The organism is Pseudonocardia sp. ICBG162, assembly GCF_020496225.1.
Classification (GTDB): domain Bacteria; phylum Actinomycetota; class Actinomycetes; order Mycobacteriales; family Pseudonocardiaceae; genus Pseudonocardia; species Pseudonocardia alni.
The window spans coordinates 198,764-223,409 of record NZ_JAHLJD010000031.1 but is presented as its reverse complement, the minus strand read 5'-3'; the positions used below and the strand labels follow the sequence as shown (position 1 = coordinate 223,409).

At 72.5% G+C, this 24,646-nt stretch carries 24 protein-coding genes; 21 read left to right on the top strand and 3 right to left on the bottom strand.

The features are described 5' to 3' along the window. Window positions 1–13 precede the first annotated feature (13 nt). The 18 genes from rho (at window position 14) to KPL60_RS25730 (ending at window position 18,446) form a co-directional block, all read left to right on the top strand. A complete protein-coding gene (gene rho, locus KPL60_RS25815) occupies window positions 14–2,407 on the top strand; it encodes a transcription termination factor Rho (RefSeq protein WP_226367468.1) in 2,394 nt (797 codons plus the stop codon). A 132-nt stretch (window positions 2,408–2,539) separates the two neighbouring features. Beyond that, window positions 2,540–2,761 (top strand): 50S ribosomal protein L31, encoded by a 222-nt coding sequence (gene rpmE / locus KPL60_RS25810; RefSeq protein WP_062397374.1) that lies wholly within the window; start codon window positions 2,540–2,542, stop codon window positions 2,759–2,761. 88 nt (window positions 2,762–2,849) lie between these two features. Continuing rightward, window positions 2,850–3,926 carry a peptide chain release factor 1 gene (gene prfA, locus KPL60_RS25805; protein ID WP_226367467.1) on the top strand — a complete coding sequence of 359 codons (1,077 nt, stop codon included), beginning with the start codon at window positions 2,850–2,852 and terminating at the stop codon, window positions 3,924–3,926. A gap of 68 nt (window positions 3,927–3,994) precedes the next feature. After that, window positions 3,995–4,894, top strand: a complete 900-nt coding sequence (prmC, locus tag KPL60_RS25800) for a peptide chain release factor N(5)-glutamine methyltransferase (protein WP_226350069.1) — start codon at window positions 3,995–3,997, stop codon at window positions 4,892–4,894. Between the two features lie 104 nt (window positions 4,895–4,998). After that, window positions 4,999–5,661 carry an L-threonylcarbamoyladenylate synthase gene (locus KPL60_RS25795; protein WP_226350070.1) on the top strand — a complete coding sequence of 221 codons (663 nt, stop codon included), beginning with the start codon at window positions 4,999–5,001 and terminating at the stop codon, window positions 5,659–5,661. Between the two features lie 75 nt (window positions 5,662–5,736). Next, window positions 5,737–7,020, top strand: coding sequence for a serine hydroxymethyltransferase (gene glyA, locus KPL60_RS25790; protein WP_226350071.1), 1,284 nt, complete (start codon window positions 5,737–5,739; stop codon window positions 7,018–7,020). Between the two features lie 38 nt (window positions 7,021–7,058). After that, window positions 7,059–8,912 carry an MraY family glycosyltransferase gene (locus tag KPL60_RS34885; RefSeq protein WP_308016830.1) on the top strand — a complete coding sequence of 618 codons (1,854 nt, stop codon included), beginning with the start codon at window positions 7,059–7,061 and terminating at the stop codon, window positions 8,910–8,912. A gap of 292 nt (window positions 8,913–9,204) precedes the next feature. Further along, on the top strand, window positions 9,205–9,681 hold the full coding sequence (locus tag KPL60_RS25780; protein WP_226367466.1) for a hypothetical protein: 477 nt from the start codon (window positions 9,205–9,207) through the stop codon (window positions 9,679–9,681). A 360-nt stretch (window positions 9,682–10,041) separates the two neighbouring features. Further along, window positions 10,042–10,815 (top strand): F0F1 ATP synthase subunit A, encoded by a 774-nt coding sequence (gene atpB / locus KPL60_RS25775; RefSeq protein ID WP_062397367.1) that lies wholly within the window; start codon window positions 10,042–10,044, stop codon window positions 10,813–10,815. 124 nt (window positions 10,816–10,939) lie between these two features. Continuing rightward, window positions 10,940–11,185, top strand: a complete 246-nt coding sequence (locus KPL60_RS25770; RefSeq protein ID WP_020621511.1) for a F0F1 ATP synthase subunit C — start codon at window positions 10,940–10,942, stop codon at window positions 11,183–11,185. Window positions 11,186–11,248: 63 nt separating this feature from the next. Further along, window positions 11,249–11,797 carry a F0F1 ATP synthase subunit B gene (locus KPL60_RS25765; RefSeq protein ID WP_062397364.1) on the top strand — a complete coding sequence of 183 codons (549 nt, stop codon included), beginning with the start codon at window positions 11,249–11,251 and terminating at the stop codon, window positions 11,795–11,797. Beyond that, the gene (locus KPL60_RS25760) at window positions 11,797–12,627 is read left to right on the top strand and encodes a F0F1 ATP synthase subunit delta (RefSeq protein ID WP_226350073.1); all 831 of its coding nucleotides are present in this window, start codon (window positions 11,797–11,799) and stop codon (window positions 12,625–12,627) included. Before KPL60_RS25765 ends, KPL60_RS25760 begins: the two co-directional genes overlap by 1 nt. A 75-nt stretch (window positions 12,628–12,702) precedes the next feature. Then, window positions 12,703–14,340 carry a F0F1 ATP synthase subunit alpha gene (atpA, locus tag KPL60_RS25755; protein WP_226350074.1) on the top strand — a complete coding sequence of 546 codons (1,638 nt, stop codon included), beginning with the start codon at window positions 12,703–12,705 and terminating at the stop codon, window positions 14,338–14,340. A 12-nt stretch (window positions 14,341–14,352) separates the two neighbouring features. Next, complete coding sequence (locus KPL60_RS25750) at window positions 14,353–15,351, top strand: F0F1 ATP synthase subunit gamma (protein WP_226367372.1); 999 nt, start codon at window positions 14,353–14,355, stop codon at window positions 15,349–15,351. Further along, the gene (gene atpD, locus KPL60_RS25745; protein WP_062397356.1) at window positions 15,351–16,784 is read left to right on the top strand and encodes a F0F1 ATP synthase subunit beta; all 1,434 of its coding nucleotides are present in this window, start codon (window positions 15,351–15,353) and stop codon (window positions 16,782–16,784) included. Before KPL60_RS25750 ends, atpD begins: the two co-directional genes overlap by 1 nt. A gap of 18 nt (window positions 16,785–16,802) precedes the next feature. Further along, the gene (locus tag KPL60_RS25740) at window positions 16,803–17,174 is read left to right on the top strand and encodes a F0F1 ATP synthase subunit epsilon (RefSeq protein WP_020621465.1); all 372 of its coding nucleotides are present in this window, start codon (window positions 16,803–16,805) and stop codon (window positions 17,172–17,174) included. Window positions 17,175–17,194: 20 nt separating this feature from the next. Further along, the gene (locus tag KPL60_RS25735; RefSeq protein WP_062397354.1) at window positions 17,195–17,644 is read left to right on the top strand and encodes a DUF2550 domain-containing protein; all 450 of its coding nucleotides are present in this window, start codon (window positions 17,195–17,197) and stop codon (window positions 17,642–17,644) included. Between the two features lie 61 nt (window positions 17,645–17,705). Next, window positions 17,706–18,446 carry an E3 ubiquitin ligase family protein gene (locus tag KPL60_RS25730; RefSeq protein ID WP_226367373.1) on the top strand — a complete coding sequence of 247 codons (741 nt, stop codon included), beginning with the start codon at window positions 17,706–17,708 and terminating at the stop codon, window positions 18,444–18,446. Window positions 18,447–18,484: 38 nt separating this feature from the next. On the opposite strand, the gene KPL60_RS25725 is transcribed toward KPL60_RS25730, so the two are convergent. Beyond that, window positions 18,485–19,078 (bottom strand): cob(I)yrinic acid a,c-diamide adenosyltransferase, encoded by a 594-nt coding sequence (locus KPL60_RS25725; RefSeq protein WP_226350078.1) that lies wholly within the window; start codon window positions 19,076–19,078, stop codon window positions 18,485–18,487. Window positions 19,079–19,202: 124 nt separating this feature from the next. Between KPL60_RS25725 and murA the strand changes: the two genes are divergently transcribed. After that, window positions 19,203–20,471 (top strand): UDP-N-acetylglucosamine 1-carboxyvinyltransferase, encoded by a 1,269-nt coding sequence (gene murA / locus KPL60_RS25720; protein WP_226350079.1) that lies wholly within the window; start codon window positions 19,203–19,205, stop codon window positions 20,469–20,471. Between the two features lie 4 nt (window positions 20,472–20,475). Here the strand turns inward: murA and KPL60_RS25715 are convergent, their stop codons facing one another. Both KPL60_RS25715 and KPL60_RS25710 read right to left on the bottom strand, forming a co-directional pair. Beyond that, window positions 20,476–21,450: an AraC family transcriptional regulator gene (locus KPL60_RS25715; protein WP_226367465.1), complete on the bottom strand. Its 975-nt coding sequence runs from the start codon at window positions 21,448–21,450 to the stop codon at window positions 20,476–20,478. Window positions 21,451–21,511: 61 nt separating this feature from the next. Beyond that, window positions 21,512–22,966: a cytosine permease gene (locus tag KPL60_RS25710; protein WP_226367464.1), complete on the bottom strand. Its 1,455-nt coding sequence runs from the start codon at window positions 22,964–22,966 to the stop codon at window positions 21,512–21,514. A gap of 227 nt (window positions 22,967–23,193) precedes the next feature. Between KPL60_RS25710 and KPL60_RS25705 the strand changes: the two genes are divergently transcribed. Continuing rightward, entirely contained in the window at window positions 23,194–23,685 is a 492-nt protein-coding gene (locus KPL60_RS25705; protein ID WP_226350082.1) for a VOC family protein, read from the top strand. 106 nt (window positions 23,686–23,791) lie between these two features. Continuing rightward, entirely contained in the window at window positions 23,792–24,643 is an 852-nt protein-coding gene (locus KPL60_RS25700) for a DUF1206 domain-containing protein (RefSeq protein WP_226367463.1), read from the top strand. Window positions 24,644–24,646 lie beyond the last annotated feature (3 nt).

The window sequence follows — 24,646 nt, the reverse complement described above, 5'->3', positions numbered from 1 at the left end:
AGGAAGGAACTCTGTGAGCGAGACCGATCTCGCCGGTACCGGGACCGCGTCGGCCGAGGCGGCGCCCCGCCGACGCGGCGGCCTGTCCGGCATGGTGCTGGCCGAGCTGCGCCAGCTGGCCACCGAGCTGAACGTCCCGGACATCTCCGGCATGCGAAAGGGCGACCTGATCGCGGCCATCAAGGAGCGTCAGGGCGGAGCGGCGGCGGCCCCCGCGAAGAAGCCGAAGGCGAAGGCGGACCCCGCTGCCACCACCGGCTCCGACGGTGCGGACGCGCCGCAGCTCGCCCTCGGCGACACCGCCGCGGCCCCCGCCGGCAACGGCTCCGCCGCGCCGGCCGCCCCCCAGGCACCCGCCGAGCAGGCCGGTGACCAGGGCGGACAGGCCGCCGAGCAGGCCGAGGCCCCCGCGCCGCGCACCCGTCGTCGCCGTGCTGCGACCCGTCCGGCCGGCGCCCCCGACGCCACCGTGACCGACGCCGCCACCGGCGACACCGGCACCTCCGCCGGCAACGGTGCGGCCCCGGCCGCCGCCGAGAGCGCCCCGGCCGCCGCGCCCGAGCAGGCCGCCCCCGCCGCGAGCGCGCCGGAGCAGGCCGACAGCACCCCGGCCCCGGCCGAGGAGCGTCGTGAGGACGCCGACGGCGCCGGTCGTCGTGGCCGGACCCGCCGCCGCGGGCAGGGCGACGACAACGGCCAGAAGGACACCGCCCCCCAGGGCGCCCCGAAGGACACCGCCACGGACGCGGGCCAGCGGGACGCGGGCCAGAAGGACGCCCGTCGCGACGCCGACGGCGACGACCCCGCCACCGACGGCGACCGCCGTCGCGGCCGTGGGGCCGACCGCAACGCCGAGCGCGGTGCCGACCGCAACGGTGGCGACCGCACCGGTGAGGGCCGCGACGACAACGGTCGTGGCAACGGCGACAACGGCCGTGGCGGGCGCAACCGCGACGGCGACGACTCCGGCCGCGGCAACCGCGGGAACCGCAACAACGACCGGACCGGCGACCGCGGTGACAACCGTGGTGAGCGGAACGGCGACCGGAACAACGACCGCAACGCCGACCGCGTCAACGACCGGAACAACGACCGGAACAACGACCGCGGTGCCGACCGGAACGACTTCCGCGACGACGACGGCGACGACGGTGACGGCCGCGGCCGCCGCGGCCGCCGGTTCCGCGACCGCCGTCGCGGCCGGGACCGCGAGCGCACCGGTGGCGGCGCCGCCGGCGGTGGCGTGGACACCGAGATCCGCGACGACGACGTCCTGCTGCCGGTCGCCGGCATCGTGGACATCCTCGACAACTACGCGTTCGTCCGGACCACCGGCTACCTGTCCGGCCCCACCGACGTCTACGTGTCGATGTCGATGGTCCGCAAGAACGGCCTGCGGCGCGGCGACGCCATCACCGGCGCCGTCCGCCAGCCCCGCGAGGGCGAGCAGCAGCGGCAGAAGTTCAACCCGCTGGTGCGCGTCGACTCGATCAACGGGCGGGACCCGGAGGCCGCGCGCAACCGGCCCGAGTTCACCAAGCTGACCCCGCTCTACCCCAACGAGCGGCTCCGCCTGGAGACCGACCCGTCGCAGCTGACCACCCGTGTGATCGACCTGATCATGCCGGTCGGCAAGGGGCAGCGTGCGCTGATCGTCTCCCCGCCCAAGGCGGGCAAGACGACGATCATGCAGAACATCGCGAACGCGATCACCACGAACAACCCCGAGTGCCACCTCATGGTCGTCCTCGTCGACGAGCGGCCCGAGGAGGTCACCGACATGCAGCGGTCGGTGAAGGGCGAGGTCATCGCCTCGACCTTCGACCGCCCGCCGGCAGACCACACCGCCGTCGCCGAGCTGTCCATCGAGCGGGCCAAGCGCCTGGTCGAGATGGGGCACGACGTCGTCGTCCTGCTGGACAACATCACCCGCCTCGGCCGCGCCTACAACCTGGCCGCGCCCGCGTCGGGCCGGATCCTGTCCGGTGGTGTCGACTCCACGGCGCTGTACCCGCCGAAGCGCTTCCTCGGCGCCGCGCGCAACATCGAGGACGGTGGCTCGCTCACCATCTTCGCGACCGCGCTGGTCGAGACCGGGTCCACGATGGACACGGTGATCTTCGAGGAGTTCAAGGGCACCGGCAACGCCGAGCTCAAGCTGGACCGGAAGATCGCCGACAAGCGGATCTTCCCGGCCATCGACGTCGGCGACTCGAGCACCCGCAAGGAGGAGCTCCTGATGTCGCCCGACGAGCACGCGGTGATGGTGAAGCTCCGCCGCGTCCTCGCCGCGCTCGACGACCAGCAGGCGCTCGACCTGGTGCTGAGCCGGCTCAAGAAGACCAAGACCAACATCGAGTTCCTGATGCAGGTCGCCAAGAACACCCCCGGCAAGGACGAGGACTAGTCCGAGCCGTGCCGTCCGGGCCCCGGTGGGAATTCCGCCGGGGCCCGGATGGTTGAATGGACCGTCAGCTTCCCGGCACCGGTTCACCCTGGTCGTACCAGGGACCCGGCGGCCAACGATGAGGAGAGAGCCATGCGCGAGGGAATCCACCCTCAGTACGTCGACACCCAGGTCACCTGCGGTTGCGGCAACCAGTTCACCACCCGCAGCACCAAGAACAGCGGCGCCATCAGCGTCGAGGTCTGCTCCGCCTGCCACCCGTTCTACACCGGCAAGCAGAAGATCCTGGACTCCGGTGGCCGCGTGGCCCGCTTCGAGGCCCGCTACGGGAAGCGCGAGCGCGCCGCCAAGTAGCTCCCGACACGGCGCCCGTCGCCTCGCCGCACGCGAGGAGGCGGGCGCCGTTTCGCGTTCCCACCCCAGCGCCTCGAAGGAATCTCCGATGAGCACGCAGTCGGTCGACGCCCTGCTCGACGAGCACGCCGAGCTGGAGCAGCGCCTCGCCGACCCCGACGTCCTCTCCGACCAGGCGCAGGCCCGCAAGCTGGGCCGTCGCTACGCCGAGCTCGGTCCGGTCGTGCGCTGCGCCCGCGAGCTCGCCCAGGTCCGGGAGGACCGCGACGCCGCCCGTGAGCTCGCCGCCGAGGACCGCGCCTTCGCCGCCGAGGCCGACACCCTGGACACCCGCATCGTCGAGCTCGAGACCGAGCTGACCGAGCTGCTGCGCCCGCGCGACCCGCACGACGGCGACGACGTCCTGATGGAGGTCAAGTCCGGCGAGGGCGGCGAGGAGTCCGCACTGTTCGCCGGCGACCTCGTGCGCATGTACAGCCGCTACGCCGAGAGCCGCGGCTGGAAGGTCGAGGTCCTCGGCGCCACCCCGTCCGACCTGGGCGGGTACAAGGACATCACGCTGTCGCTGCGCAGCAAGGACCCGGTCGACGGGGTGTGGGCCGCGCTGAAGTTCGAGGGCGGCGTGCACCGCGTGCAGCGCGTCCCGGTGACCGAGTCGCAGGGCCGCATCCACACCTCCGCGGCCGGCGTCCTGGTCTTCCCCGACGCCGACGACACCCCCGACGTCGAGATCCACGACGCCGACATCCGGGTCGACGTCTACCGGGCCTCGGGCCACGGCGGGCAGAGCGTCAACACCACCGACTCCGCCGTGCGGATCACGCACCTCCCGACCGGCATCGTCGTGACCTGCCAGAACGAGCGCTCCCAGCTGCAGAACAAGGCCCGCGCGATGGACGTGCTGCGGGTCCGGCTGCAGGCGAAGGCCGAGGCCGAGGCGGCCGAGGCGGCGTCGGAGCAGCGCCGCTCGCAGGTCCGCACCGTGGACCGCTCCGAGCGGATCCGCACCTACAACTACCCGGAGAACCGGATCTCCGACCACCGCGTCGGGTTCAAGGCCTACAACCTGTCCGCGGTGCTCGACGGCCACCTCGTCGACGTCCTCGCCGCCCTGACCGCGGCCGAGCGCGCCGAGGCCATGGCGGGGGAGCAGGAGCAGGAGTGATCCCCCGCTCAGGTGATGCACCGGTCACGTGGGGTGTCCCCGAGCCCCGCAGCCGCGACACTGGAGGCGTGACCGAGACGACGACCCCGGCGGTCGGCAGCCGGCTGCCGCTCCGGGTGGCGATCGCGGAGGCCGAGCGCACCCTGGCGGCCGCCGGCGTCGCGTCCCCCCGCGTCGACGCCGAGCTGCTCGCCGCGCACGTGCTCGGCTCCTCGCGGTCCACGCTGCTGATGACCCCGCTGGTGGACCCGCCTGTCGTCGAACGGCTGCAGGCCCTCGTGGCCCGCCGTGCCACCCGCGAACCGTTGCAGCACATCCTCGGCACCGCGGTACTCGGCCCGGTCGAGGTCGCCGTCGGACCGGGGGTGTTCACCCCGCGCCCGGAGACCGAGCTGCTGCTGGAGTGGGGCCTCGCCGCGATCCGCGACGTGTCCCGCCCCCGGGTGCTCGACCTCTGCACCGGCTCCGGCGCGCTCGCGCTGGCCTTCGCGGTGTCCCGGCCCGACGCCGAGGTGCACGCCCTCGAGGCCGACCCGTCGGCGCTGTCCTGGACCCGGCGCAACCTCGACGCGCACGTGGCCGCGGGCGGGCGCCCGGTGACCCTGCACGTCGCCGACGTCCGGTGGACCGACCTGCTCATCGAGCTGGAGGGTGCGGTCGACCTGGTCGTCTGCAACCCGCCCTACGTCCCGGACGGGACGCCGGTGCCGCCCGAGGTGGAGCGCTGGGACCCGCCCGGCGCCGTGTTCGGCGGTCCCGACGGCACCCAGATCATCCAGGCCGTCGTGCGCGGGGCCAGCGGATGGCTGCGGCACGGCGGACACCTCGCGATCGAGCACGACGACACCCACGGCGAGACGGTCCCGGCGCTGCTGCGCCGCCGTCGCACGCTGGGCGAGGTCACCGAGCACGACGACCTCACCGGCCGCCCGCGCTTCGTCACCGCCCGCCGCGTCCCCTGCCCCTGACGCCCGTCCCACCCGGCGGGGAGCGGTCGTCCGGACGCCCCGCCGGTGCCGCGGATGTGAGCCGCCCCGCACCCCCGCGCGGCGCGGTCGTATCCTCGCGGATCGTGAGTGCACCGCAGACCCAGCCGCTGTTCGACTGCAGCGTCCCCGCCGAGCGCACACGCGGCCTGACCGCCGCCGCGCGCGCCGTCCGGGCGGGGGAGCTGGTCGTCCTGCCCACCGACACCGTCTACGGCATCGGCTGCGACGCGTTCAACGGCACCGCCGTGCGCGCGCTGCTGGCCGCCAAGCGGCGCGGCCCGGACATGCCGGTCGGCGTGCTCGTCGGCTCCTGGACCACCATCGACGGCCTCGTCTCCACGGTCCCGCAGTCCGCCCGGGCGCTGATCGAGGCGTTCTGGCCGGGCGAGGTGTCGCTGGTGCTGGAGCACGCGCCGTCGCTGGCCTGGGACCTGGGCAGCACCCGCGGGACGGTGATGCTGCGCATGCCGCTGCACCCGGTCGCGCTGGAGCTGCTGCGCGAGGTCGGGCCGATGGCGGTGTCGAGCGCGAACACCTCGGGCAACCCGCCGGCGTCGAACGTGACCGAGGCGATCACCCAGCTGGCCTCGAGCGTGCAGGTCTACCTCGACGGCGGCCCGTCCGGTGACCCGGTCGCGTCCACGATCGTCGACCTCACCGGCGCCCGGCCGCGCATGCTGCGCGAGGGCGGGGTGACCGCCGAACAGGTCGAGGAGGTCGTCGGCCAGGAGATCGACCGGGTCTGAGCGGGCCACCCGCGGGTGTGATCACGCCTGCACGGCCGCGGCCTGCGGGGATGGCAGCGGGTAGCGTGTCCCGGCGTGAGCGAGCAGACCTTCTGGGGACCGGACTTCCACGCACTGCAGCAGCAGGATCCCGAGATCGCGGGCGTCGTGCTGGACGAGCTCGAGCGCCTGCGCGGCGGACTGCAGCTCATCGCGAGCGAGAACCTGACCAGCCCCGCGGTGCTGGCCGCGCTCGGGTCGACGCTGTCGAACAAGTACGCCGAGGGCTACCCCGGCCGCCGCTACTACGGCGGCTGCGGCGTCGTCGACGTCGCCGAGAACATCGGCAACGCGCGGACCAAGGAGCTCTTCGGCGCCGAGCACGTCAACCTCCAGCCGCACTCCGGTGCGAGCGCGAACCTCGCCGCCTACGCGGCGTTCGCCAAGCCCGGCGACACCGTGCTGGCCATGGACCTCAAGCAGGGCGGCCACCTCACGCACGGCAGCAAGGTCAACTTCTCCGGCCTGTGGTTCGACGCGGTGTCCTACACCGTCCGCGAGGACACCGAGGTCATCGACTACGACCAGGTCCGCGACCTGGCCAAGCAGCACCAGCCGAAGATCATCATCGCCGGTGCGACCGCGTACCCGCGCCTGATCGACTTCGCGGTGTTCCGCGAGATCGCCGACGAGGTCGGCGCCAAGCTCATGGTCGACGCCGCGCACTTCATCGGCCTGGTCGCCGGCAAGGCGATCCCGTCGCCGGTGCCCTACGCCGACGTCGTCACCGCCACCACGCACAAGGTCCTGCGCGGCCCGCGCGGCGGCATGGTGCTGTGCCGCGAGGAGCACGCGAAGGCCATCGACAAGGCCGTCTTCCCGTTCTCCCAGGGTGGCCCGCTGATGCACGCGGTCGCCGCGAAGGCCGTCGCGATGAAGGAGGCGGCGCAGCCGGAGTACCAGGCCTACGCCCGCCAGGTCATCGCGAACGCCCAGGCGCTGACCAAGAGCCTGGAGTCCGAGGGCATGCGCGCCGTCTCCGGCGGCACCGACAACCACCTCGCGCTGCTGGACCTGCGTCCGATCGGCGTCACCGGCTCGGAGGCGGAGACCCGCTGCGACCGCGCCGGCATCACGCTGAACAAGAACGCGATCCCCTACGACCCGGCGCCGCCGATGAAGCCGTCCGGCATCCGGGTCGGCTCGCCCAGCGTCACCACGCAGGGGATGACCGAGGCCGACATGGCCGAGGTCGGCGCCCTGCTGGCCCGCGCGGTCAAGGCCGAGCACGACACCACGGCCGGCGACGCCGAGCTCGCCGACGTCGCGAAGGCGGTCACCGCGCTCGTCTCGAAGGCACCGGCCTACCCTCGGGGGTGACCTGAGACCCACGGCGGAGGCGGAGAGGCGCTCGCGACGTGCCCACTGACCAGTTCACGTACGGACTCCCCATCCGGGAGCTCCTGCTCGTCGGGCTGGTCGCCGCCGTCGTCACGCTGCTGCTGACCGGGCCGGTCCGGATGCTGGCGCTGAAGGTCGGCGCGGTCGCCTGGCCGCGGGGACGGGACGTGCACGTCACCCCGACCCCGCGGTGGGGCGGCCTGGCGATGTTCGGCGGGGTGCTGGCCGGGCTGCTGCTGTCGCTGCAGCTCCCGGCCCTGCGGCTGGCCTACTTCGAGCAGAGCACCGAGGTCGTCGGGGTCGTCGTCGCGACCGGGTTGCTGGTCGGCGTCGGGATGCTCGACGACCGCTACGACCTCGACGCCCTCACCAAGTTCGCCGCGCAGGTCACCGCGGCCGGGCTGCTGGTCCTCTACGGGGTCCAGTGGCTCCAGATCTGGATCCCGATCGGCGGCGACTCGTTCCTCAGCGGGTCGGTGCTGGCGCTCGGGCAGAGCCAGTCGGTGCTGCTGACGGTGCTGGTCACCGTCGTCCTGGTCAACGCGATGAACTTCGTCGACGGGCTCGACGGGCTCGCGGCGGGGATCGGGCTGATCACGACGCTCGCGACCGCGGTGTTCTGCATCGGGCTGATCAGCGAGAACGGCAATGATCCGGCCACGTTCGTCCCCGCGCTGCTCGCGGTGGTGCTCGCGGGATCCTGTCTGGGGTTCCTGCCGCACAACTTCCACCCCGCGCGGATCTTCATGGGCGACACCGGCTCGATGATGGTCGGGGTGATGCTGGCCGCCGCGATCACGAGCGCGTCCGGCCGCGTCCCACAGTCGGACACCCCTTCGCCCGGGGATCTGCTGGCGCTGGTCTCCCCGGTGGTCGTGCTGGTCGGCATCGTGTTCATCCCGTCGCTGGACCTGCTCATGGCGGTCGTGCGCCGGACCCGGGCCGGGACCAGCCCGTTCAGCCCGGACAAGATGCACCTGCACCACCGCCTGCTCCAGGTCGGGCACAGCCACCGGCGCGCGGTGCTGCTGGTCTACCTGTGGGTCGCGGTGATCGCCTTCGGTGCGGTCGCGCTCGCCCTGGTCCCGCGCACCGGCCTGGTGCTCGCCGCGACCGGGATCGCGCTGGTCGTGGCGTTCGTGGCCTCGGCCGTGCCGCACCGGTCGCGGATGCGCACCGCCTCCGCGGCACCGGCCGCCGCGGGGGAGACGGCGATCGCCTCGACCGACGACCTCCCGGACGCCGGGCCCGAGCGCGGGACGCCCCCCGCCCGGCCGTCCGCCGGCGGTCCGGTCGTGGACGGTCCCGGACCGCCGGGCCACGCCGCGGCGGCGCCCGCGCCGGGCAGGGTCGTGCCGGGCGGGGACACCTCCGGTCGGGATCCGTCACGGCGGGACACACCGGGCCGGGACGCATCCGGTGGGCCTGCGCCGTGGACGCGAGGCGCGCACCGGCCGAGCGGCGGGCGTGGCCCGTCGCGGACCGGGACGCGACGCGCGCCCGCCGGCACCGGGGGACCGGTGGCCGCCGGTGCTGCGGGACCTGCGCTCGCCGGACCCGGACCCGCCCGGCTCACGGGCGCCCCGACCGGGGGGCCGGAGCACCTCGGCGCGACGACGGCCGCCGAGGCCGGGCCGCCCACACCGCCGCCCCCGTCCCGGCCCGTCGCCGCCCGTCCGCGGATGCCACGCGGCACGGCCGCCGGACCGCCGACGCCGGACCCGACCGGCCCCGGGCCGACCCCACCCCGCCCGCAGCCCCCGCGCGGCACCGGTCACCGCGCCCACCCCGCCGCGACGCCGGGGTCGGGGCCGGACCAGCCGACCGTCCCCACCCCCGCGCACCACCCCGCCCGCGACCGCGACGTCTGACCTGCGCCGGTCCTCGCCCTGGGGAGAGGTGTCCGCGCTCACGGATCGGGCCCCGCCCGGCCCCGTCCGGCCCCGTATGCCGCCCGGTCCCGGGCCCGCCGAGCGCGTCGAGAAGCACCCGGGTGCTGCTCGACAGCGGTCCGACTGCGCTCAGGCACTTCTCGACGCGGGCCGGGCAGCACGGGACATCGCGGGGGACGGCGCCGGTCGGGGTGCCGGACCCGCCGGTTACCGTGTGCGCGGAGCCGTACCCGCTGGTGGGGCGGCCGGTGAGCCGGGAGGCGGACGCACCGTGTGGCGATGGGACCGCTGGGGGACCGTGGAGTACGACGGTCCCGCGCTCGGTCAGGCGCAGGTCGTGCGGCGGCTGTCGGGGTCGATGGCCCGCGGCGCCGCCCTGGTCGGTGTGGCCACCACGGTGGTCTGCGCCGTCGGCGGGGTCGTCGCGGCCGGGGTCCCGGGCCTGTCCGCCGCGGCCCTCGGTGGCCTGCTGGCCACCGGCTCGGCCCTGCTCACGCCGGTGCTGATGCTGCGTACGACCCATCTCGAGCCGGGCGCTGTGATGCTGGCCGCATTCGGCGGCCTCGCGATGAAGGCCATCATCCTCCTGCTCGCCCTGTTCACCCTCGGGGGGACGGCGGGCCTGCACCGCATGTCACTGGCCGTCACCATGCTCGTCGTCTTCATCACGACGACGGCGGCGGAGGCCTGGGCGGGGCAGAAGCTCCAGATCCTGATCGGCACCGATCCGGGGTCCACAGATGCCTGACCTGGGGTTCGACGACCGTTTCGTCCGTTCCTGCGGTGCCCTCGCGGGCCTCCACGGGGGCTATCGAGGGCGTCGGGCGGATGACCGGGCGGCGACCGCCGGGGGAGTTAACGGTGAATCACCCGACGCGACGCGCCGGACCCGACCAAGATCGTTTCGTCGGACGAACGCGCAGGTGAGGTGCGTACGAGCCCCCGACATCGTGTAGAAGTACGGCTGATAGCATCCGCCACGTAGGCGATGTGGGTGACTTCCGGTGTTTCGACCCGGCCGCCCGGAAACACATCGCGCCACGAGGCACCTTGCAGGCGATCCCCCGTTCCGCGTGGATGCGGAACGGGAGCACCGGAAGGACCCCCATTGGGCACGTTGGTACTGGCGGCCGAGGAGTTCACTCCGCCCGGCGCAGGTCTGTTCGAGTACCCGCCGATCTTCGGCGCCGTCACCAAGCCGATGGTGCTGGCGGTCCTGTCGCTGATCATCGTCGCGGCCGTCTTCACGCTGGGCACGCGCAAGCTGTCCATCGTCCCGAGCCGATTCCAGTTCGGACTGGAGTCCTTCTACAACATCCCGCGCAACACGATGGCGCGTGACCAGATCGGCTCCGAGGACTTCAAGCGGTACATCCCGCTGATCCTCGGCCTGTTCAGCTTCATCCTGGTCAACAACATCTTCGCGATCATCCCGGTGATCCAGTTCCCGACGCTGTCGCGGATCGGGTTCCCCATCGCGCTGGCGTTGTTCGTCTACGTCTTCTACCACTACGCCGGGTTCAAGAAGCACGGGTTCTTCGGCTACATCAAGCACGCCGCGCTGCCGCCGGGCGTCCCGGTCTTCATCGCGCCGCTGATCATCGTGATCGAGCTGCTGCAGAAGTTCCTGGTGCAGCCGCTCTCGCTGGCACTGCGTGTGTTCGCCGCGATGTTCGCAGGCCACCTCATCCTCGCCCTGACCGCCGTGGGTGCGGCGTTCCTGGTGTCGGCGGGCTCCGCGCTCGTCATCGCGTCCCCGGTGGTGTTCGCCGCCGGGATCGCATTCACGTTCCTGGAGGCGCTGGTCCAGGTCATCCAGGCCTACGTCTTCGCCCTGCTCGCCGCCGTGTTCATCGGCGCGGCGATCTCCGAGGACCACTGACAGCACCACCGAGACCCCGGTGCCGCCTGCACCGCGCTCGCACCACCTGCTTCATCCGCCGGCCCGTCCGGGCCGATACACCGAACGACCCGCATCCCGCGGACCCGACGGAAGGAAACCCGAAGTGAACGTCACCCAGGTTCTGGCCCAGGAAGCCGCCAACATCAACCCGGGCCTCGCGGCCATCGGGTTCGGCGCCTCGGCCATCGGCGCCGGTATCGGCGTCGGCCTGATCTGGTCGGCCGTCATCAGCGGCACCGCCCGCCAGCCGGAGGCCCGCGGCCAGCTGATGGGTATCGGCTGGACCACCTTCGTCCTCGCCGAGCTGGTCATGCTGATCGGCCTGGTGCTCTTCTTCATCGCGCAGTAAGAGCCGGCAGATCACTCTCATGCCGGTCCCGGTACCGGCGGCCATGTCAGGGAAGGACACACGGTGGAACTGATTCTCGCCGCCGAACAGCCGCTTCCGATTCTCCCGCACCTCGATGAGCTCGTGCTCGGTGTGGTCGCGTTCGCGATCCTGCTGTTCCTGCTCTGGAAGTTCGCGGTCCCGCGCTTCGAGACGCTCTACGAGGAGCGGACCGACGCGATCGAGGGCGGCCTCAAGCGTGCTCAGGAGACCCAGGAGCAGGCGGACCGGCTGAAGAAGGAGTACGAGGAGCAGCTCGCCGGCCTCCGGGCCGAGGCGGCGCGCATCCGCGACGACGCCCGGGCCGAGGGCCAGCAGATCAAGGCCGAGCTCCGCGAGGAGGCCGAGGCCGAGGCCGCGCGCATCAAGGCCCGTGGCGAGGAGCAGGTGGCCGCGTCGCGCGACGCCGCCCAGCGTGCTCTGCGCAACGAGGTCGGGGGCCTGTCGGTCCAGCTGGCCGAGCGCCTGCTGCGCGAGCAGCTGGCCGACGACTCGCGTCGCTCCGCGACGATCGACTCGTTTCTCGGTGAGCTCGACCAGCAGGGCGTGGCCCAGCGGAGCGGGGCGAACTGATGGCGGCTGTCCTGCAGCCCGCCAGCCGTGAGTCCCTCGCGGCGCTGACCGAGCGGCTGGACTCCTGGACCGACTCCGCGTCGGCCCGGGACCTGACCACGACCGCGGACGAGCTGTTCGCGGTGGCCCGGTTCCTGGACTCCGAGCGCTCCGTCCGGCGCCTGCTGGCCGACGCGTCCTCCCCCGAGGACGCCCGCGCGGACCTCGTCCGCCGGCTGTTCGGGTCCCAGCTCTCGCAGCCGACCGTGGACCTCGTCTCCGAGCTGGCGCGCAAGCGCTGGTCGAAGGCCCGCGACATCGTCACCGGCGCGGAGGGCCTGGCCCGCCGCACGGCCATCGCGATCGCGGACCGCAACGGCTCCCTCGACGAGGTCGAGGACCAGCTGTTCCGGTTCGGCCGGATCGTGGCCCGCGAGCCGCAGCTGGCGAGCCTGCTCGGCGACGGCGCCCGGCCCGTCGAGGGTCGCGTCCAGCTCCTGGACTCGGTGCTCGGCGAGAAGGTCTACCCGGTGACGGCGACGCTGCTGCGCGAAGCGGTCCGGCTGCCCCGCAGCCGGCACCTCGACGTCGTCGCCGAGGAGCTCGCCGAGCTCGCGGCGGCCCGCCGGGACCGCTCGGTCGCCAAGGTGCGCACACCCGTCGAGCTCTCCTCCGAGCAGGAGACCAAGCTCGCCGAGACCCTGGGCCGTATGTACGGCCGCACGATCTCCCTGCAGGTCGAGCTCGACCGGAGCCTCCTCGGAGGCCTGGTCGTGCAGGTCGGCGGCGAGGTCATCGACGGCAGTGTGGCGGGTCGACTCGCCGCAGCTCGCCGATCCCTGCCCAGCTGACCTGCTTCGGACGCGATCGCCGGACCCCGGCGGAACGACCCGAAGACCCCGTTCGAGAGAAGGAACGACGCAGCCATGACAGAGCTGACGATCTCCTCCGAGGAGATCCGGAGTGCGATCTCCAGCTACGTCTCGTCGCTGGAGAGCGGCACGTCCCGCCGTGAGGTCGGGATCGTCGCCGACACCGGTGACGGCATCGCCCACGTCGAGGGTCTGCCCTCGGCCATGACCAACGAGCTGCTCGAGTTCGAGGGCGGCGTCCGCGGCGTCGCCCTGAACCTCGAGCAGAACGAGATCGGTGCGGTCGTCCTGGGCGACTACACCGGCCTCGAGGAGGGCCAGCAGGTCACCCGCACCGGCGAGGTCCTGTCCGTGCCGGTCGGCGAGGGCTACCTGGGCCGGGTCGTCGACCCGCTGGGCAACCCGATCGACGGCCTCGGCGACGTCGAGAGCGACGCCCGCCGCGTGCTCGAGCTCCAGGCGGCCGGCGTGATGGACCGCCAGTCCGTCGGCGAGCCGCTGCAGACCGGGATCAAGGCCATCGACGCCATGACCCCGATCGGCCGCGGCCAGCGCCAGCTGGTGATCGGCGACCGCAAGACCGGCAAGACCGCGGTCTGCGTCGACACGATCATCAACCAGAAGGAGAACTGGGAGTCGGGCGACCCGTCGAAGCAGGTCCGCTGCATCTACGTCGCCATCGGCCAGAAGGGCTCCACGATCGCCGGTGTCCGGCAGTCCCTCGAGGACGCCGGTGCGCTGGAGTACACGACGATCGTCGCGGCCCCCGCGTCCGACCCGGCCGGCTTCAAGTGGCTCGCGCCCTACACCGGCTCGGCCATCGGCCAGCACTGGATGTACCAGGGCAAGCACGTCCTGATCGTGTTCGACGACCTGTCGAAGCAGGCCGAGGCCTACCGCGCGATCTCGCTGCTGCTGCGCCGCCCGCCGGGCCGTGAGGCCTACCCGGGCGACGTCTTCTACCTGCACTCGCGTCTGCTGGAGCGCTGCGCGAAGCTCTCGGACGAGCTCGGCGCGGGCTCGATGACCGGTCTGCCGATCATCGAGACCAAGGCGAACGACGTGTCGGCCTACATCCCGACCAACGTCATCTCGATCACCGACGGCCAGGTCTTCCTCGAGTCCGACCTGTTCAACCAGGGTGTCCGGCCGGCGATCAACGTCGGTATCTCGGTCTCCCGGGTCGGTGGCTCGGCGCAGATCAAGGCCATGAAGACGGTCTCGGGCTCGCTGCGTCTGGACCTGTCGCAGTACCGCGAGCTGGAGGCGTTCGCCGCCTTCGGTTCCGACCTCGACGCCGCCTCGGCCGCCGCTCTGGGCCGTGGCGAGCGCCTGGTCGAGCTGCTCAAGCAGGCGCAGTACGCGCCGGTCTCGGTGCAGGACCAGGTCGTCTCGATCTGGCTGGGCACCTCCGGCAAGCTCGACTCGGTGCCCGTCGCCGACGTGCAGCGCTTCGAGTCGGAGTTCCGCGAGTACTCGCGTCGCCACGCCTCCGGCGCCCTGAACGAGATCACCGACACCGGGAAGCTCTCCGACGACGCCGTCGAGACGCTGACCAAGTCGGTCGACGAGTTCAAGCGCAACGAGTTCACCGCGTCCGACGGTTCCTCGGTCGTCCCCAAGGAGAAGGCCGAGAAGGCCCTCGACGAGGACGATGTCGAGCAGGAGACCGTCACGGTCAAGAAGAACTGAGGCTGATACCCGATGGCGGCACAGATCCGGGTGCTGCGCCGGCGTATCCGGTCGACGCAGTCCATCAAGAAGATCACCCGTTCCCAGGAGCTGATCGCGACCTCACGGATCGCGAAGGCCCGGGCGCGGGTGGACGAGGCACGTCCGTACGCCGAGCTGATGACGAGCACCCTGTCGGAGCTCGCGTCGAACTCGGCGCTGGACCACCCGCTGCTCGTCGAGCGGGAGCAGCCGAAGCGGGCCGCGGTCCTGGTCGTCACCAGTGACCGCGGTCAGTGCGGCGGCTACAACGCCAACGTCCTCAAGGAGGCCGAGCAGCTCCAGGCCCTGCTCCGCGAGCAGGGCAAGGAGCCGGTCCTCTACGTGATCGGCCGCAAGGGCGTCTCGTACTACCGGTTCCGCAACCGGGAGATCGAGCAGTCGTGGACCGGCTTCTCCGAGCAGCCGGGCTACGAGCACGCGGCCGAGGCCGCACGGACGCTGGTCGACTCGTTCATGGCGGGGGAGGACGACCACGACGGCAACACCGACGGTGTGACCGGCGTGGACGAGCTGCACCTCGTCTACACCAGCTTCAAGAACATGATCACCCAGGTGCCGCAGGCCCGGCGGATGGCTCCGCTCGAGGTCGAGTACGCGGCCGACAGTGCCTCGGCGAAGCCGGTCGACGAGATCGACAGCGACGCCGACACGGCCGAGAGCCAGCGGGACCACCCGGAGAGCAAGGGGCTCCAGCCGCTCTACGAGTTCGAGCCGGACCCGGACACGCTCTTCGACGCGCTGCTGCCGAAGTACATCGGGGCCCGCCTCTACGCGGCCCTGCTGGAGTCGGCGGCGTCGGAGTCGGCGAACCGGCAGCGGGCCATGAAGGCCGCGACGGACAACGCCAACGAACTGATCCGTAGCCTGACCCTGGAGGCCAACCAGGCTCGCCAGGCACAGATCACCCAGGAGATCAGCGAGATCGTCGGTGGGGTCGACGCTCTCGCCAGCGCAGGAAGTGAGAGCTGATGACCACGACCGCCGAAACTTCGGCCGGCCCGATCACCGGGCGCGTCGTCCAGGTGACCGGCCCGGTCGTCGACGTCGAGTTCCCGCGTGACCAGGTCCCGAACCTGCTCAACGCCCTCACGCTGGAGGTGGACCTCTCCGGCGACAAGCGCAAGCTGACGCTGGAGATCGCCACGCACCTGGGTGACAACCTGGTCCGGGCCATCTCCATGCAGCCGACCGACGGCGTCGTGCGCGGCCAGGAGGTCACCGACCTCGGCCGCCCGATCTCCGTGCCGGTGGGCGACCAGGTCAAGGGCCACGTGTTCAACGCCCTCGGCGACTGCCTGGACGACCCGTCCATCCAGTTCACCGGTGACCTCCGGTCGATCCACCAGAAGGCCCCGCGCTTCGACGAGCTCGAGGGCAAGACCGAGATGCTGGAGACCGGCATCAAGGTCCTGGACCTGATGACGCCCTACGTCGTCGGCGGCAAGATCGGTCTGTTCGGTGGTGCCGGTGTCGGCAAGACCGTGCTGATCCAGGAGATGATCCAGCGTGTCGCGCTGAACTTCGGTGGCACCTCGGTGTTCGCCGGCGTCGGTGAGCGCACCCGTGAGGGCAACGACCTCATCACGGAGATGACCGAGTCGGGCGTCATGAAGAACACCGCCCTGGTGTTCGGTCAGATGGACGAGCCGCCGGGCACCCGTATGCGCGTCGCGCTCTCCGCGCTGACCATGGCGGAGTACTTCCGTGACGTGCAGGAGCAGGACGTCCTCCTGTTCATCGACAACATCTTCCGGTTCACCCAGGCCGGCCAGGAGGTCTCGACCCTCCTCGGCCGCATGCCGTCCGCGGTGGGCTACCAGCCCACCCTGGCCGACGAGATGGGCGAGCTGCAGGAGCGGATCACCTCGACCCGTGGTCGTTCGATCACCTCGATGCAGGCGATCTACGTCCCCGCGGACGACTACACCGACCCGGCTCCGGCGACGACGTTCGCGCACCTCGACGCCACCACCGAGCTCTCCCGGCCGATCTCCCAGAAGGGGATCTACCCGGCGGTGGACCCGCTGACCTCGACCTCGCGGATCCTGGACCCGCAGTACGTCGGTGACGAGCACTTCCGCGTCGCCAACGAGGTCAAGCGGATCCTGCAGAAGTACAACGACCTGCAGGACATCATCGCCATCCTCGGTATCGACGAGCTGTCCGAGGAGGACAAGCAGCTCGTCGGCCGGGCGCGTCGCATCGAGCGCTTCCTGTCGCAGAACCTCCTGGTCGCCGAGCAGTTCACCGGCCAGCCGGGCTCGACGGTCCCGCTCAAGGAGACCATCGAGGCGTTCGACAAGATCGCCAAGGGCGAGTTCGACGACGTCCCCGAGCAGGCGTTCTTCCTCTGCGGCGGTCTCGACGACCTGGAGAAGAACCGCAAGAAGCTCGAGGGCTGATCACCGATGCCTGCTGAGATGACCGTGGAGCTGGTCTCCGTGGAGCGCCGGCTGTGGTCGGGCGACGCACGCTTCGTGCTCGCCCGGACCACGGTCGGCGAGGTCGGCATCCTGCCCGGCCACCAGCCGATGCTGGCCCAGCTGGAAGAGGCCGGGGTCGTCCGCATCGACTCCACCGACGGCTCGAAGCGCACCATCGCGGTGCACGGCGGGTTCCTGTCGGTGTCGGCGGAGCGGGTGTCCATCCTGGCCGAGTTCGCCGAGCAGGCGGACGAGATCGACGTCGAGCGGGCCCGGCGGGCGCGCGACGGCGCCGACTCGTCCACCGACGAGGGCAAATCGGCGATCGCCCGGGCCGAGGCCCGCCTTCGGGCGGCCGAGGCGAACTAGTACGGGGACCGGGCACGGCAGTGGAGCTCATCGCGGCGTTCGTCGGAGTTCTGCTGCTGTGCCTGGTCGTCCCCCTGGTCTGGCTCGCCGTACGGCGGGTACGACTCATGCGCAACGGCGGTGTGGACCTGTGTCTGCGCCGCCGTTTCGCTGTCACGGACTGGCACTTCGGCGTCGGGCGCTACGAGGGCGAGCGGTTCGCCTGGTACCGCCTGACCAGCTTCCGGATCGGTGCGACCGTCGTGATGGACCGGGCCGACCTGGAGATCGTCGACCGGCGGCCGCCGCACCGGTCGGAGGAGTTCGCGATCCCGATGGCGGTCGAGGTGCTGCGCTGCCGCGGCCGCGACGCCGCCGGCCGGGGCATCGACGTCGAGCTGGCGATGTCGGCGGGCGTCCGCACCGGCTTCATGGCCTGGCTGGAGTCCACCCCGCCGGGGCAGGGGCACGGCTACCGCGAGGCGTCCTGACCTCGCCGGATCGGTAGCTCTACGGACCTGTCGTCCGTTCTGTCCGTTCTATGCTGCCGTCGTGGATCTGGTCTTCCTGGCGTTCGCGGGCATTCTCGGCTGGCTGGCGTGGACGTCGTTCCGCGAGGCCCGCGACGGGCACGCCCGCTGGACGCGCGGCCTGGCCGCGACCCCGGTGACGGTCGCGGAGCTCGTCGCCATGGCCGGCTCCGTCCGCGACGAGCTCGACGCCCCGGCGTTCCGCCAGGTGGTGTCGCTGTCCGGCACCGTCGAGCCGCTCGACGACGAGGCCCGCCCGGCCCCGCTCACCGGGGTCGACGCGGTCTGGTTCCGGTTCGTCGAGGAGGCGCTCTCCCGCGGCCGGGACGACCGGGAGGAACGGCAGGTCGTCGCCGAGCAGCGGCGGGAGCGGCCGTTCCGGCTGACCGACGGCGGCGCGGAGGTCGTGGTCGACCCCCGCGACGCGCACACCGAGATCCCGGTCGCCGAGCGCCGCCGGGTCACCGACGACGGCGAGGGCCGCGAGTTCGGCCTGTTCCGCCTCGTCGACCCGACGGTGGCCCGCGAGCGCACCGAGTGGCGGATCGAGCCGGGCTCCCGGCTCACCGTGGTGGGGGAGGCCCGGCTGTCCGGGGACCGGGTACGCCTGTCCGCCGCGGCCGACCACCCGCTCACACTCACCGTCGCCGAGCGCGGCGACCACCTGGAGCGCAGCCGGAGCCGCAGCGGCACCGCGATGCGGCGGGCCGTGGCGTTCGGCTGCGGCGCCGTCGTCGCGCTGCTGGTGGCGGTGCTGACCTGAGCGGGCCGTCCTGAATGGGCCGTCCGGAGCGGGTCCGGTCAGGCGTCGGTGGTCGGGGCGCCGTGCGGGCCGCCCGGCTGCCACAGGACGTCGCCGTCGGGGTTCGCGACCCGGCCGAGGATGAACAGCAGGTCCGAGAGCCGGTTGAGGTACTGCGCGGTCAGCGGGTTGGTGTGCTCCCGGTCGACCTCCAGCAGGCCCCACACCGACCGCTCGGCACGCCGGGCGACGGTCCGGGCGACGTGCAGGTACGCCGCCCCGGGGGTGCCGCCGGGGAGGATGAAGGAGTTGAGCTTGGGCAGCTCGGGGTTGAACTCGTCGCACCAGCCCTCGAGCCGGGTCACGTAGCCCTCGGTGACCCGCAGCGGCGGGTACTCGGGGTTCTCGACGATCGGGGTGCACAGGTCGGCGCCGACGTCGAACAGGTCGTTCTGGATCTGCCGCAGCGGGTCGACGATCCGATCCGGGAGTCCCCCGACGGTCACGGCGACCCCGATCGCGGCGTTCGCCTCGTCGGTGTCGGCGTAGGCCGCCAGCCGGGCGTCGGTCTTCCGGACCCGGCTGAAGTCGCCCAGGGCCGTCGTACCGTCGTCGCCGGTCTTCGTGTAGATCCGCGTCAGATGCACCGCCACCCCGACAGGCTAGGGGCGCCGGTGCCTCGGCGACCAGATGCGGGGGTGCGCCGGACGGTCCGAAGGGTCAGGGCCGTCCGGGGCGGGCATCCGGCGCGGTGACGGTCCCGTTACCGTTCCGGGCGTGGTGGAGCATTTCGCGGTCAACGGCGGGGCCCGGCTGAGCGGGTCCGTCGACGTCGTCGGGGCGAAGAACAGCGTGCTCAAGCTCATGGCGGCGGCGCTGCTGGCCGAGGGGCGGACGACGCTCGAGAACTGCCCGGAGATCCTGGACGTGCCGCTGATGGCCGACGTCCTGCGGAGCCTGGGCTGCACGGTCGCGATCGAGGGGTCGACCGTGCACATCGACGTGCCCGCCGACCCCGGGGCGGAGGCCGACTACCGGTCGGTGTCCAAGCTGCGCGCGTCGGTGTGCGTGCTCGGGCCGCTGGTGGCGCGCTGCCGGCGGGCGGTCGTCCCGCTCCCCGGGGGCGACGCGATCGGCTCGCGCCCGCTGGACATGCACCAGAACGGGCTGCGCAAGCTGGGCGCGACCACCGACATCGTGCACGGCAGCGTCACCGCGACGGCGGGTGACCTGCACGGCGCGCAGATCTGGCTGGACTTCCCGAGCGTCGGGGCGACCGAGAACATCCTGATGGCCGCGGTGCTCGCCGAGGGCACGACCGTCATCGACAACGCGGCCCGCGAGCCGGAGATCGTCGACCTCTGCGTGATGCTGCAGCAGATGGGCGCCAAGCTCGAGGGCGTCGGCAGCTCCACGCTGACCGTGCACGGCGTCGCCGGGCTGCAGCCGACCACGCACCGCGTCATCGGGGACCGGATCGTCGGTGCCACCTGGGCGTTCGCGGCCGCCATGACCCGCGGCGAGGTCACCGTGCGCGGCGTCGACCCGCACCACATCGACCTGGTCCTCGACAAGCTCCGCAGCGCGGGCGCCGAGGTCACCACCGCCGAGCAGGAGTTCTCGGTCACGATGCCCGGCCGCCCCGAGGCGGTCGACTTCGTGACGCTGCCCTACCCGGGCTTCGCGACGGACCTGCAGCCGATGGCGATCGCGCTGTCCGCCGTCGCCGAGGGCACGTCGATGATCACCGAGAACGTGTTCGAGGCGCGCTTCCGCTTCGTCGACGAGATGGTGCGCCTGGGTGCGGACGCCCGCACCGACGGGCACCACGCCGTCGTACGGGGGCGGCCGGAGCTGTCCAGCGCGCCGGTGTGGGCCAGCGACATCCGGGCGGGCGCCGGGCTGGTGCTGGCCGGGCTGTGCGCGCGGGGCACCACCGAGGTCTGGGACGTCGCGCACATCGACCGCGGCTACCCGCGGTTCGTGGAGAACCTGTCCGCACTGGGCGCCGACATCCGGCGGGTCGCGGGCGAGCCGGAGCGGTAGGCGCTCAGCCCCGCAGGGTCGCCGACGGCGACTCGCCGTGGCGGCGCCGGTACTCGGCGGCGAACCGGCCGAGGTGGGTGAACCCCCAGCGCAGCGCCACGTCGGTGACGGTGCTGGCGGCCGGGTCGGCCGCGGCCAGCTCGGCGTGCACCCGGTCCAGCCGGACCGAGCGCAGGTACTCGGTGGGGCTGGCGCCGACGTGGGTGCGGAACCCGTCCTGCAGCGCCCGCACACCGACCCCCACGGCCTCGGCGACGTCGGCGACGGTCAGCGGCTCGTCGGCGTGCCGGTCGATGAGCTCGACGGCGCGGCGGACCAGCTTGGGCAGCGGGCGCCGGGTGTCGTCGTGGAGCGCCTGGCTGTAGTTGTGCGCGTGCCCGGCGAGGAGCTGGCCGAGCAGGACCGACTGCAGGTGCACCAGGGCGAGCGGGCTGGCGAGCAGCGGGCCGTCGTCGCGGATCTCGGCCCACAGCAGCTCCACCAGCCGCCGCCAGGAGCGTCCGGCGGCCGAACCGAGGTCGAGCGGCGCGGCGAAGCGCAGCGGCCGGACGGCGGGGAGCCCGGTGAGGGCGGCGAGCTCGCGTTCCACCGCGGCTCGCTCGAAGCGGACGATGAGCTGCGGGCTGGCGGCGGACCGGGAGACGGCGAGCGCGTCGCCGGGGGAGATGACCACGCCGCTGCGCGGGTCGGCGACGACCCGGTCCGCCCCGACGGTGACCTCGGACCGTCCGCCCAGCGGGATCTCGACGAGGTAGAAGTCCCGCTCGGCGCTGGCCGCGATGCGGACCGGTGCGCCGTAGTCCAGCCGGCAGACGCCGACCCCGCCCACCCGGTCCGACCGGTACCGCGCGGCCAGCGGCGTGGACCGCTCGACGAGCCTGAGGTCGTGCGGGCAGAAGTCCTGCCCGACGATCTCGCGGGTCTCGTCGACGTCGTGGCTGGACAGCCGGACGCGGTGGGCGGTGGCGGTGGCGGTCACGGGCACTCCTCGGGAGCGACGGAGCGGCCGGTCCCGGCGACCGGCCGCTCCGCTCAGGTCGTCATTCTCCGACCTGCACCGTCGTTTCGGGTGTCGCCCGCGTTACGGTCGTCACGAAAACGCGAGTCCTCAGCAGGGGATACGCCGCCAGCACGGTCACGAGCGCGACGACGAAGCCCAGCGAGGTCACCCCGGTCTCCTGCAGGACCCCGCCCAGGACCGACGCCCCGACCACCGAGACCACGCCGGCGAGGTTGACCGGCTCCGCCTCGTCCGGCGCCGCGACCCGGCGGCGGCGCACCACGAAGAAGTCCGCGATGATCACGCCCGCGAGCGCGGTCGTCGTGACCCCGAGCAGGCCGAGATAGCTGTTGACCAGGCCGAGGATGTCACCGGCGACCATCAGCAGCCCGATCACGTTCCCGACGACGACCATCGCCACCCGGCCCGGGTTGCTGCCGAACAGCCCGTCGGCCAGGTTCGACAGCGCCAGCGACCCGCTGTAGGTGTTGAGCACCTGCGCCTTGACCTGCGCCACGTACATCAGGACGAAGCCCAGCGTGCCGGCGAGCACGATGAAGAACGCGCCGGCGTTGTTCGCGATCATCCAGGTCACCTTGTCGGCGACGCTCGTGCCGGACTGGGTCGCGGCGACCGCCGGGTTCCGGCCGAGGTAGTCCGAGACCAGGCCCGAACCGGCGTGGATGAGCACGGTCCCGAGCGCGACCACGACGACGTCGATCATGATCGAGCCACCGACGGCGAGGATGCCGACGTCGCGGCTGGAGCGGGCGTAGCGGGCGAAGTCGGCGTCGACCAGGGCCAGCGCGCCGGCCGACCCGGCCAGGATCGACAGCACCGCGGTGAACCGCTCCGCGCCGCTGCCGTAGCCGGGCACGACCGGGCCCGCGGCCAGCAGCTCGCTCATCGACAGCCCGGAGCGGACGAACGCGACGACGGCGAGTGCCACCGTCAGCACCACGAACACGACCAGCAGGACCATCGAGGTCCGCTGCACCAGCGACAGCCCGAACACGGTCAGCCCGATCCAGGCCAGGGTGAGCACGCCGTAGAAGACGATCGCGTTGGCGAGCGTCGGCTCCCAGCCGAACATGAACAGCGTGCCGTAGTAGAGCAGCGCGTTCTCCAGGGCCAGGAAGCCCAGGATCATGAACGCGAAGATCAGCGACGCCAGCGCCGACCCGCGCACGCCCAGGCCGTAGAAGCGGGCGGTCACGGTGCTGGAGGTCCCCGAGACGTAGGCGACGTGGCCGACCAGCCAGCCCAGCGCGCCACCGAAGACGGCCACGACGACACCGGCGAGGATGCCCCAGCCGACGCCCGCGATCAGCGTGACACTGCCGCCGATGGCGAGCTGGATCAGGGTGGAGGCGATGCCCGCGGTGTTGGTCATCAGCCCCCAGCCCGAGCGGCGCTCGGAGTCGGGCACCGCGGTCAGTGCGTGGTCTTCCATCTGTGCGCGCAGCTGCGCCGGTGCGGAGCCGGAGTCGGTCATGGCGGTCCCTTCGTGGGCGACGGTCCAGGCCGTCGATGCCGCGGAACGCTAGGAGCGCCCGCCACGACCGGCGATCCGTCCGGCGCACCGTTTGTCCGCGCAACGCACCCCGCTGTCCGCGCAGGTCCGGACGGGGCCGTGGACGCGTTGACGGCCGCCGTCGCGGAGGGCTCCGATGGCGCCGCCGGCCGGGGCCCGCCCGGCCGTACGAGGAGGGAACGACCACCATGAGCGACCGGCCCGGAGCCTTCTCCCACGTCGGGGTCACCGTCCCCGACCTGCCCGCCGCCGTCGCGTGGTACCGGGAGGTGCTCGGCCTGTACCTGGTGGCGGGGCCGATCGAGGTGCTCGAGGACGGCTCCCCGCTCGGCGACGCCGCCGCCGCGATCTACGGCGAGGGCTTCACCCGCTTCCGCTTCGCCCACCTGGTGCTGCCCGACGGCGTCGGCCTGGAGCTGTTCTGCTTCGACCGGCCCGCGGTGCGCCGCCGCGACGACGACTTCGAGTTCTGGATGACCGGCATCAACCACTTCTCGCTCACCTGCGCCGACGCCCGCGGGCTCGCCGAACGGATCGCCGCGGCCGGGGGCCGGGTGCGTGCGGAGCCGGTGACGCTCGACGCCGGACGTGGCTTCGAGATCGTCTACTGCGCCGACCCGTGGGGAACGGTGATCGAGGTCTGTTCGCACCCCTACGCCCAGATGTGGGCCGCCGGCTGAGTCCCGACGCCGGAGCGGCGACGCCGTTGCTCCGAACGGCCCATCAGTCCGGCGGACCGGCCTGCGCCGTGCCACCCTTCGCGTCGACTCGACGAGGAGGCCCGTGATGGTGAGCACCCCCGACGCCGCGGACGTCTCTCAGGCCGGCCGCGAGGCGGGCCGCGGGGCGCGGGACGCCGCGCACTCGACACCGGTGCGCGTCGCCGCCCGGGTCGGCATCGCCGCGAACGGGGTGCTGCACCTGCTGATCGGCTGGCTCGCCGTCCAGATCGCGCTCGGCTCGGGCGGGCAGGCCGACCAGAACGGCGCCCTCGGGGCGATCGCCGCCGAGCCGGTGGGCCGGGTGTTCCTGTGGGTGCTGGTCGTCGGGTTCGCCGCGGTCGTCCTGTGGCGGACCGTCTCGGCGGTGTGGGGTTTCCAGTACATCGGCGACAGCACGAAGCGGACGGTGAAGCGGGTCGTCGCCGGCGGGCAGGCCGTCGTCTACGCGGTGCTCGCCGTCACCGCGGCGACCACCGCGATCAGCGGACGCGCGTCGAGCGGCGGCGGTGGGCGGGCGACCGCCGGGCTGCTGGGGCTGCCGGGCGGGCAGGTCCTCACCGTGCTGGTCGGGCTGGGTGTGCTGGTCGGCGGCGGGGTGATGGCCTGGAACGGCTACCAGAAGAAGTTCACGGAGGACCAGGACCTCGGCGGCGCCGACAGCCGGCTGCGGCGGATCAACGCCCGCACCGGGCAGGCCGGGTACATCGCGAAGGGGATCGCGATCGGTGTGCTGGGCATCCTGATGGGCGTCGCCGCGCTGACCTTCGACCCGCAGCGCGCGAACGGGCTCGACTCGGCGCTCAAGACGCTGCGCGAACAGCCCTACGGGGTGTTCCTGCTGGTCGCGGTGGGCATCGGGATCGCCTGCTACGGGGTGTTCTGCTTCCTCGACGCCCGCTACCACCGGGTGGACTGAGCG